The following is a 9,855-nucleotide window of genomic DNA, read 5'->3' on the forward strand; positions in this document are numbered from 1 at the left end:
CTATTTAGGGTATAAAACTATTAATGAATTTGAATTAAATATGTATAACAACAATCAGGCAGCATAGTCATTCAACTTAAAGTCTAAAATTTTGTTGCATATCCAAACATAATCTTTAGCTTTTAGAGCATTACAAACTTTTCCTAAATCTTCCCTTGCATTACAAAGAAATGGTGATTATCTATATCGTTTTTTGGTTCTTGAAACATTCTATTTTTTAATTATTATATTGATTTTTATTTAAAATATCTGCTGTAATTAGTCTTTTGGTAGATGAATTAATTGTCAGTCTAACATTTTCATTATTGTTTCTAATGTAAATATTCTTTCCTTTTTTTTGAAAGTTATTTTTATTTGTTTTTTCAATGATCTCATAAATCATTTTCTCAATTTCATTTTTTGAAAGTTTAGTATTCAGCTTCTTATTGATCCTATCGTAAACGCGTTCAGTAAAGCAAATTTCATCTAAGATCACTGTCTTATAGTTTTCCATATAAAGTGTTTTTGTTTTCTATAATTAAAATTCGAGGTACTATTTTGAACGGTCGTATATATGAAAAAGTCGTTTTTTCACACCCTAACTTTTCGGTTTATAATTGGCCATTTTTTTAACTATTTATCTTTCGTTTAGGCTCAAAAAACGCTATTTTTTTATATTCTGCTTAAGTTAGTTATATTTACTTCTTCAGTACAATCTCTGCTTTGTTTATTTTTAAAGTTGGGTTTTCGGAAGCGACTAATATTCCTTTAAAGGTATATTCACCATCTTCTTCTATTTTAATTTCAGAATTTTTCCCTGAGAAACTCCAATCCGTTTTCCCCATTAGGGATGTCTTTACTTCTCCAATCGTGATGTTTTTATTGGTTGGATCAATTTCTAGACCACCAAAGTTTTCTCCATTTTTAAGAATTTCCATTTTAAATCGTAATGCAACATCTCCTTCGTATTCGATATCCATATCAGACCATATGGCTATTTCTTCATCTTTCTTTAGGTTTAATGCTGTTTCTTTAATGATTATGTTGTTATCGTCTGTACTGACTTGATTGATTGGGAGCCTTGCTACTTCTTCTCCTGTTAGTGCACTGCATCCTGTTAAAAGAATAATAGTAAACCCTGTGATTAATGTTGATAGTGTTTTTCTCATTTATTGTCTGTTTTAATTATTGCTAACGGTTAAAATAAAGACAGTGCCTTACACGAGTCTTTATACAAATGTAGATTTTTGTAACGAAATAGAATTAAGCATTGGCCTTATTTGATCTGCCTGTTGCACAAGTTTGTTGCTAAAGATAGAAAAGGAATTTAAAAGCGGCTTAGTTATTTGTTAACTTTAGTTGTGCAAGGCAAAAAAGACTAGCAATAAAAATTGGTTTCTCATTTTTAATGGAGTGAATGCATTCTGACACCCCATTTCTACCGCAAGTTAAAAGGGGGATTACATTTATAATATGCTTTAATCTAGCCTTTTTATGGCCAAAGTGATTAGAAAAATATTGTCTCTGTTGTGTTCTTTAAATTATGTTTGGTGGGGTGATTTGGATAAGATTAAATATATTTTACTTAAAATAATCTCTTAAAAGTTTCTTATGTATTGTAATGGCACACTCTTTTTACGAAGTGCGTAGAAGTGAAGTGAAATGTGTGTAACATGGGGTTTTAGCTAAAAAGGTTAACTAACCGCAATTAACCGCAACTATATAGGGCTTTAATAGGGCTTTAATAGGGAGTATCCATGAAGTAAACATTAACTAAGCATCTGCATGACCTAGTTTAGCCCCAAAATAGATCGGAGTGGTATTTTAAATTTCATTGTAAAAAATGTGAAAATAGATGCCAAAACCATGGGGTATTTGTTTTGTCTTGTAAAACGCTTGTTTAGGCCCCAAATAAAGCTATTAGAACTAATATAATAGGCCATCCTAAAACTTAAATAGTATTGGTTTTAACAAAGTAAAAGCCCTTGTAAAAGGAGCTTTTGAATGTTTTTAGAGGCTTGTGCAACGATTACCTTTGTTAGCCACAGTATTTTATTTTTTTCTTCTGTAAATTCTTAGTCCGATTATCAGTCCAAGTCCAATTAAGATAAATGGCCAAATATTAGTCAGCGCAACAAAAAACCAAACCAAATTGTCCCAACCGTTTCTGAAACCATTTTTGAATTTCTGTCCGAATTCTGTTTCGTTCGGAATGCTCTCATAAAATGTCATTGTTAAGGTCGAGAATGAAACTCTGTCTTGTAGGTATTTTAATCGTCCTTCGATAGATTCAATGTCCGACCGAAGTTGTCCAATTTGTTTTTCAATTTCTAATACTTCCGTAACGTTCTTCGCTTCTTTAAGAAGGTCAATGAAACGTTGTTCGAGTTCCTTTTTAGTCTTCAGTCTCGCCTGAACGTCAAGAAATTCTTCCGTTACATCCTTTACGTTAATTTCCTTACTCTCAAACTTTTCAACTCCTTGAGTTGCGTCACTAAGCAAATTGTCAAAATTGTCTGCTGGAACACGAATGATTACGGTGTTACTTTTTCGTCCTGGTGACTTGAATTCTTGGTCAGAAGAAACGTAACCTTTGTATTTATTGACCGCTTCAAAAATGGTTTTCCGAGTCGAGTTTAAATTGTCAGTTTCAAACTCTACACTACCTTCTTTTATTAGCTTTCTGTCGACAGAATCACTGTTTTTTTGTTCTGTTGTCGGTGCGACAATTTCTTCGTCAGCCATTTCCATACTCGCACTGTCAGGATTTTGAGCACATCCGAAAATTGTCAGTAGGATTATCAATCCTAAATATTTGGTCAAATGTTTCATTGTCGTATTTTTCATATGTTCGTTAAGGGACATAGTTTACACAAGTTAAAGATTAGGGTTTACACTAAATTAGTTTCTAACCTTGTAGATTGTTGTTTGTTTCTAAGCTGCTTTTCATCAAAGAAACCCAAAAATACGTTTCTATAAAATACTTTCCAAATGCCGCTTCCTATGTTTTCAATAGCGATATGTTTTCCTTTTAAAGCAGCCGATACATATACCCAATAATAAGACAAAGTGGAAGTCGTGTAAAAGGGCGCCCACGAATTAGTAAAATGGGGAACCCAAAACTTAGAATTTTATTATTTATGTGCTCTTTTAATGCCTGTAAATATAACCGGGCATGTAAAGCCCTTTTCGATAGAATAGTGGCTAAAGGCAAAAGTAAAAAGCTGGCTTTAATAGCAGTGTGTAATAAGTTACTAAAACAAGCGTTTTCTATTGTTAAAAATGGGGTGCCTTATAACGATGAATATAGCAATGTTTTGAGGTGTAATTAATTGCGTTTTATTTGGTTTTTACCTCAGTGCTTTGTTGTAGGTAGTTTTTATTCATTTCATTCTTTTCGCAATAGGATGGTCAGAGTTCAATTCTAGTAAATCCCATAAGTTTCCATATAAATCCTTAAACACAGCTACTGTTCCATAATCCGCATTTTTGGGTTCTCTAACAAATTCAATCCCTTTCGATGTCATCTCATTATAGTCACGCCAAAAATCGTCAGAATTCAAAAATAAAAAGACTCTTCCTCCAGTTTGATTTCCGATAAATTCTTCTTGTTCAGGTTTTGAAGCTCTTGCAAGTAGAACTGTTGTTCCATTCGAATTAGGAGGTGCAACAACAACCCATCTTTTATCTTGTTCAGGTTGATATATGTCTTCAACCAATTCAAAATTCAGTTTTTCAGTATAAAATTCGATTGCTTCGTCATAATCTTTTACAACTAATGCAATATGTACTATAGATTGTTTCATTTCTCGATTTTCTGAAATACGGCTACCGTTAAAATTTGTTTTTAAGCTGTAAATTTATACACGGTATAAGGTGTTTTATAGTCTAAAGATAAGTGTAACTGTAGTACTTTTCACTTAGTAAGTAGAGAATATAGTTTATGATTAATATAATAGTTTCCAGTACCCATTTTTTGTTTTATCAATAAACCATCATCTGCCAATTTATTTAAATAATTAGCTGCTGTAATTCTAGAAACGTTTAATTCCTTCTCTATAAACTCTATTTTAGTATATGGATGTTGGAACAAGTTGTTTAATAAATCTTGACTGTAAAATTTATAATTGTCTCTTAATAAGTGTTTATATTCCATCATCAACTTTTGAATTTCTTTAATTAATAAAATTGTTTCCTTTGCTGTTTTTTCAACAGCATCAATCATATATAGTAACCATTCTTCCCAGTTTCCATCAGTTCTAACTTCTTGTAATAATGAATAGTATTTTGGTTTATGTTTTATTATATAACTACTTAAATACAATATTGGTAAATCAAGTAGGTTGTTCATAACTAAATACAAAACATTAATTATTCTACCAGTTCTTCCATTTCCGTCATAGAATGGATGAATACTTTCAAATTGAAAATGAATAATAGCCATCTTGACTATTGTGTCTAAATCTGAAATTTCATTATCGTTGATAAAGTTTTCTAGATTAGACATTAGTTCTATTATTTGATCGTATTCCTGAGGAGGAGTATAAACAACCTCTCCAGTTATTGCATTTTTAAGAGCTGTACCAGGAACTTTTCTAAATCCTACATTGTTGTTTTCTAATTCAGATTGGATTTTTATAATATCGTTAATTCTAATAATATTATTTTTAGAGACTAATGAATAACCGGTTTTAAGTGCTGTAATATAATTTTGAACTTCTTTTGCATCTAGTGATTTTAACCCGTCAAGGTTTAACCCAGCTTTATAAAGATCATCATGTGTTGTTATAATGTTCTCAATTTCAGAACTGTCCTTTGCTTCCTGTAAACCAAGTGTATTTATAAGAATATTTTCATTTGGAATACTTGAAACTATACCCTTCAACTCAGCCAAAGCTCTATGAGCGGAATTTAGTTTTTTTAGTACTAATTTAGATTCAAGATCTATATTTAATGGAAGCTTTTCTATTTTGCAACTGTTCATTATGATAAGAAAATTGAATTTTCCTTACAAATGTAGTTTATTGTGATAAGAAAACTCAAATATCTTTACATAACTTTTTATAATGATAAGACTATTGATAAAACTTTGTTGTAAAACGTTTTTTTTTATTCAAATATCATTTCAAATACGAGATAATGTTCAATTCCGAATTCTTTTCCCCAAATTTCTATATCCTTTCCGCTACTTTCTACAGCGCACCAATATTTTGCTCCATCTTTTTCATAAGGTAAAATGTAAGCAAGTAAATAAAATTTTTCTCCGTACTTTATTTCAGTCCCGCTTACTTCAGCAACATTTCGCAAACTGTAATCATCAGACTTAATCGCATCAAATTTTCGAGAAGTAAAAAATCTTGGGAATTTAAAAGTCATTTTGAGTTTATTATCTGTTGTAAGTTTAGAAATAATTTTTAGATTAAAAACAGTATCATTTATCTTTTGAAATTGTTCAGATTGAATAGTTTTACTATCCATTATTGTACTGTCAGTCTTTATTTCTCCATTCCAAATTTCTTTAACAGTTAAATGATAACTTTTATCAGCCAATTCTTTTCCGCTAAAACTCAATTTCAAATATTCTATTCCTTCAAATTGCAAAATATCTCTAATTTCGGAATTATCGGAACTATCGGAATTCATTGTAATTCCGTTCTCCTTATCAGATTGGGAATAAGAAAGTAATGACATAAAAGTCAAAAAAAATATTAAAGAATTTTTTTCATAATTTTAGTATAATGTTCGTTAAGGGACATAGTTTACACAAGTTAAAGATTAGGGTTTACACTAAATTAGTTTCTAACCTTGTAGATTGTTGTTTGTTTCTAAGCTGCTTTTCATCAAAGAAACCCAAAAATACATTTCTATAAAATACTTTCCAAATGCCGCTTCCTATGTTTTCAATAGCGATATGTTTTCCTTTTAAAGCAGCCGATACATATACCCAATAATAAGACTTCCATCTTACAGCGCCACTTTTAGTTACTTTAAGGACCCTATATTTAGGATCGTAGTCAAAGTTAGGTGTTTTTTTCAGGAAAAGGCTTTGTTAAAAAGTCATGCATCTGTCTGCAATTGCCTACAACTTGAAGAAATATTTAAAATTCACTGTAAAAAATGCGAAAATAGATGCCAAAGCCATGGATTTGTTTTGTCTTGTAAAACGCTGGGTTAGGCCCCAAATAAAGCTGGTAGAACGAATATAATAGGCATCCTAAAATTTAAATAGTATTGGTTTTAACAAAGTAAAAGCCCCTGTAAAAGGAGCTTTTGAATGTTTTTAGAGGCTTGTGCAACGATTACTGTTGTTACCATTAGTTTTTTTATTTTACTTTAATAGATACCCATTCGTAAAATGGATAATCTTCTTTATGTTTAATTATGTTGGGTGTTTCAATATTTTCTTTTGAAACTCGCAGATAGGATATTATTCCCTTTTTCCGTTTAAAAGTTTTTTCATCCTTTGGTTTAATTAGAATGTTTGTATACTTTATATCGTCGATTCTAATTTCTTCATCACATTCCACCAATAGCCAGTCATTTTCTTTGTTGAATTCTACTCGTTTCAATATTGTACCATTGATAGGAAACTCATTTTGAAATTGTGTATCATCTTTAATTGGATTAAATTCTATTTTTTTATTAATAAAATGAGAAGCAACGGTCATTTTATAAAGACCTAAGTATAAAAAGGGAATTAGATATAATCCGATGTAAACAATTGTGTTATTAAAGAGACCTAACTCCCAACTAATCTTAAAACTAAAAAATTGCTCTATATTAAAAATTTGAGTTTCTTCAGTAATATATTTGGCTCCATTATTTATGATATAATTCTCAGTATATATTGCTGGGAATTGAGAAAAGACCCAGATTCTAAAAAAAAGATTTGGATTCCCTTTTTTTAAGAAAAACATAGCTACACCAATTAACCCAATGATTGTGATTAACAGTCCGAATAGATTAGTTAATGTAAGATATTCTAATAAATTTTGAAGGCTTAAAAAAAGGATTAATATAGGTAATACTAATTCTTTTAATTGTCTGTTTTCAATCATCTTTGTAATGTTCGTTAAGGGACATAGTTTACACAAGTTAAAGATTAGGGTTTACACTAAATTAGTTTCTAACCTTGTAGATTGTTGTTTGTTTCTAAGCTGCTTTTCATCAAAGAAACCCAAAAATACATTTCTATAAAATACTTTCCAAATGCCGCTTCCTGTGTTTTCAATAGCGATATGTTTTCCTTTTAAAGCAGCCGATACATATACCCAATAATAAGACTTCCATCTTATAGCTCCACTTTTAGTTACTTTAAGGACCCTATATTTAGGATCGTAGTCAAAGTTAGGTGTTTTTTCAGGAAAAGGCTTTGTTAAAAAGTCATGCATCTGTCTGCAATTGCCTACAACTTGAAGAAATATTTAAAATTCATTGTAAAAAATGTAAAAGTAGATGCCAAAGCCATGGATTTGTTTTATCTTGTAAAACGCTGGTTTAGGCCCCAAATAAAGCTGTTAGAACTAATATAATAGGCATCCTAAAACTTAAATAGTATAGGTTTTAACAAAGTAAAAGCCCTTGTAAAAGGAGCTTTTGAATGTTTTTAGAGGCTTGTGCAACGATTACCCTTGTTGTACCCAGTTTTTTTTCTTTTTATTATTTCAAATATTCCCAATGTCAACATTACAATTACTAAACCTTGCAAAAAGAATATTCCAATTCCGTACGAAGCAGATTCCATTAGTCCAGTATTCCAATATTCAGTACCGTAATCTCGATGAAAACTAATAAGTATAATTATAAAACGCTCAAAATACATTCCGCTTTTCATTCCGAATGCAACTAATAAAACATACCAAAACTTTGATGCTAATTTTCTTATAAATAAAGTCAGAGGTAAAATTAAAGCACCTAAAAACATTATCCAATATGCCCAAGCATAAGGTCCAGTTGCTCTGTTAATAAAAGCATATTCATCCGGATTTTCAGTTGTTGCCATTCCAATTAGATAGAAAGTCCAAGTGATTATTGTATAAATAATAATTGTCCAACAAATTAAATTCAGAGCTTTTTTCGTTTCAAATCGGTTTTTAAAAATTAGTTCGACAACCATTAATATAAGAACTATTGGAATCAGACAATAAATCAGGTTCGCATCAACTATTTCAATAATCCTTTTATAAAATTCCATTTTTAGTCTTTCGTATGTTGCTCGTAAAATGTTCGTTAAGGGACATAGTTTACACAAGTTAAAGATTAGGGTTTACACTAAATTAGTTTCTAACCTTGTAGATTGTTGTTTGTTTCTAAGCTGCTTTTCATCAAAGAAACCCAAAAATACATTTCTATAAAATACTTTCCAAATGCCGCTTCCTATGTTTTCAATAGCGATATGTTTTCCTTTTAAAGCAGTCGATACATATACCCAATAATAAGACTTCCATCTTACAGCTCCACTTTTAGTTACTTTAAGGACCCTATATTTAGGATCGTAGTCAAAGTTAGGTGTTTTTTCAGGAAAAGGCTTTGTTGAAAAGTCATGCATCTATCTGCAATTGCCTACAACTTGAAGAAATATTTAAAATTCACTGTAAAAAATGTGAAAATGGATGCCAAAGCCATGGGGTATTTGTTTTGTCTTGTAAAACGGTTGTTTAGGCCCCAAATAAAGCTGTTAGAACTAATATAATAGGCATCCTAAAATTTAAATAGTATAGGTTTTAACAAAGTAAAAGCCCCTGTAAAAGGAGCTTTTGAATGTTTTTAGAGGCTTGTGCAACGATTACCGGTGTTAGCAATAGTTATTTATTTTCAAATTCTTTTTTTATTTGTACTGAAAAAAGTTCCTCGATTTCATTTTTACTTAATCCTCTAATATATTCGACATCATCATTGTCTATTCCGCTACTAAAAATAAATCCATTTCCCTGAACAGTAAAACTTAATATGCTATCTAAAGCAATTTTCGTGACTTTTTCATTGATAGAATCCACTTTTATTGAAGTTGTAATGTGGGCACTTCTTTTTGGAAGTTCAATCCAATAACTGTCACTTTCAAAGAGACCTTCTTTATACAAATTAAGTTTTTTTCTTACAGATTGATATTCTGAATTAACATTGGTTGAGAAGTCAGATTTCATTGATAACTTTTCGTAATGATGCGGTAAAGTAGTTGCTATGAATGAGAAACAACTCATTCCGATAATTATTGGTTTAAAAATGATATTCGGTTTAAGAAGTTGCTTAAAGACTGATTTCCAGTATTTGTATGAAATTGGTAATATGAGTAAGGAAATTAAGTCTGTATAATCGACAGTTCGGTCAATTCCGATTCCGTAAGAATGAGCAAAGTCAAAAATAGGTTGCGAAAATTCCGATTTCCAAAGCACGAATAAAATTCCGCTTAAAATATAAATCGGCTTAATTCTTTTAGGGAATAAACAACTGAAAAAATATGGAAAAGCAAAGAGTCCAGCAAAATCAGACAATTTTCCAGTCAGATAATTGTGATATTCATATTTCAGGTAAAAGTCGTTAATCAACAATAGAAATATTGAAGAAAGAAATAAAATTCGGTAAAGGTGTTTTTCTTTAGTCACGATGTTTCTTGTTAATTATTGCTAACGTGTTTGTATAAGATTAGTTGCGGTTTTGTGTGCGAGGATTTTCCGAAGGAAAATCAGACGTAACAAAATTGCAACGGTCTTTGGTTTAGCACTAAAATAGCAATAAATTATATACGGTGTGCCTGTTGCACAAGTTTGTTGATAAAGATAGTAAAGGAATTTAAAAGCGGCTTAGTTATTTCTTAACTTTAGTTATGCAAGGTAAAAAAGAGTACCAAGAAAAATTATTTTCTCATTTTCAATTGAG

The 9,855-nt window shown here is 30.5% G+C and carries 12 protein-coding genes and 1 pseudogene; 1 reads left to right on the forward strand and 12 read right to left on the reverse strand.

Features of this window, described 5'->3' with window-relative positions; genetic code table 11:
- Positions 1-217: 217 nt before the first annotated feature.
- The 4 genes from AC2D8I_RS15480 to AC2D8I_RS15495 form a co-directional block, all read right to left on the reverse strand.
- Entirely contained in the window at positions 218-493 is a 276-nt protein-coding gene (locus tag AC2D8I_RS15480) for a DUF3781 domain-containing protein (RefSeq protein WP_484706970.1), read from the reverse strand.
- Positions 494-677: 184 nt separating this feature from the next.
- Entirely contained in the window at positions 678-1,148 is a 471-nt protein-coding gene (locus AC2D8I_RS15485; RefSeq protein WP_484706971.1) for a hypothetical protein, read from the reverse strand.
- Positions 1,149-2,031: 883 nt separating this feature from the next.
- On the reverse strand, positions 2,032-2,826 hold the full coding sequence (locus AC2D8I_RS15490; RefSeq protein ID WP_484706973.1) for a DUF4349 domain-containing protein: 795 nt from the start codon (positions 2,824-2,826) through the stop codon (positions 2,032-2,034).
- Positions 2,827-2,870: 44 nt separating this feature from the next.
- Positions 2,871-3,047 carry a hypothetical protein gene (locus AC2D8I_RS15495; RefSeq protein ID WP_484706974.1) on the reverse strand — a complete coding sequence of 59 codons (177 nt, stop codon included), beginning with the start codon at positions 3,045-3,047 and terminating at the stop codon, positions 2,871-2,873.
- On the opposite strand from AC2D8I_RS15495, the pseudogene AC2D8I_RS15500 reads away from it, so the two are divergent.
- Positions 3,033-3,311, forward strand: a pseudogene (locus tag AC2D8I_RS15500) (transposase); the annotation flags it as partial. The gene AC2D8I_RS15495 and the pseudogene AC2D8I_RS15500 overlap by 15 nt on opposite strands.
- A 51-nt stretch (positions 3,312-3,362) precedes the next feature.
- On the opposite strand, the gene AC2D8I_RS15505 reads toward AC2D8I_RS15500, so the two are convergent.
- From AC2D8I_RS15505 to AC2D8I_RS15540, 8 genes are all read right to left on the reverse strand, one after another.
- Positions 3,363-3,785 carry a VOC family protein gene (locus AC2D8I_RS15505; protein ID WP_484706975.1) on the reverse strand — a complete coding sequence of 141 codons (423 nt, stop codon included), beginning with the start codon at positions 3,783-3,785 and terminating at the stop codon, positions 3,363-3,365.
- A 110-nt stretch (positions 3,786-3,895) separates the two neighbouring features.
- Complete coding sequence (locus AC2D8I_RS15510; RefSeq protein ID WP_484706976.1) at positions 3,896-4,963, reverse strand: Fic family protein; 1,068 nt, start codon at positions 4,961-4,963, stop codon at positions 3,896-3,898.
- A gap of 125 nt (positions 4,964-5,088) precedes the next feature.
- Positions 5,089-5,670, reverse strand: coding sequence for a hypothetical protein (locus AC2D8I_RS15515; protein WP_484706977.1), 582 nt, complete (start codon positions 5,668-5,670; stop codon positions 5,089-5,091).
- A 632-nt stretch (positions 5,671-6,302) separates the two neighbouring features.
- On the reverse strand, positions 6,303-7,037 hold the full coding sequence (locus AC2D8I_RS15520) for a hypothetical protein (RefSeq protein ID WP_484706978.1): 735 nt from the start codon (positions 7,035-7,037) through the stop codon (positions 6,303-6,305).
- A 51-nt stretch (positions 7,038-7,088) separates the two neighbouring features.
- Positions 7,089-7,370, reverse strand: coding sequence for a hypothetical protein (locus AC2D8I_RS15525; RefSeq protein WP_484706979.1), 282 nt, complete (start codon positions 7,368-7,370; stop codon positions 7,089-7,091).
- Positions 7,371-7,585: 215 nt separating this feature from the next.
- Complete coding sequence (locus AC2D8I_RS15530) at positions 7,586-8,095, reverse strand: hypothetical protein (RefSeq protein WP_484706980.1); 510 nt, start codon at positions 8,093-8,095, stop codon at positions 7,586-7,588.
- A 150-nt stretch (positions 8,096-8,245) separates the two neighbouring features.
- Entirely contained in the window at positions 8,246-8,527 is a 282-nt protein-coding gene (locus AC2D8I_RS15535) for a hypothetical protein (RefSeq protein ID WP_484706981.1), read from the reverse strand.
- 256 nt (positions 8,528-8,783) lie between these two features.
- Positions 8,784-9,371, reverse strand: coding sequence for a hypothetical protein (locus AC2D8I_RS15540; RefSeq protein ID WP_484706982.1), 588 nt, complete (start codon positions 9,369-9,371; stop codon positions 8,784-8,786).
- Positions 9,372-9,855 lie beyond the last annotated feature (484 nt).

It is taken from the genome of Lacinutrix sp. YIN62 (assembly GCF_057219185.1).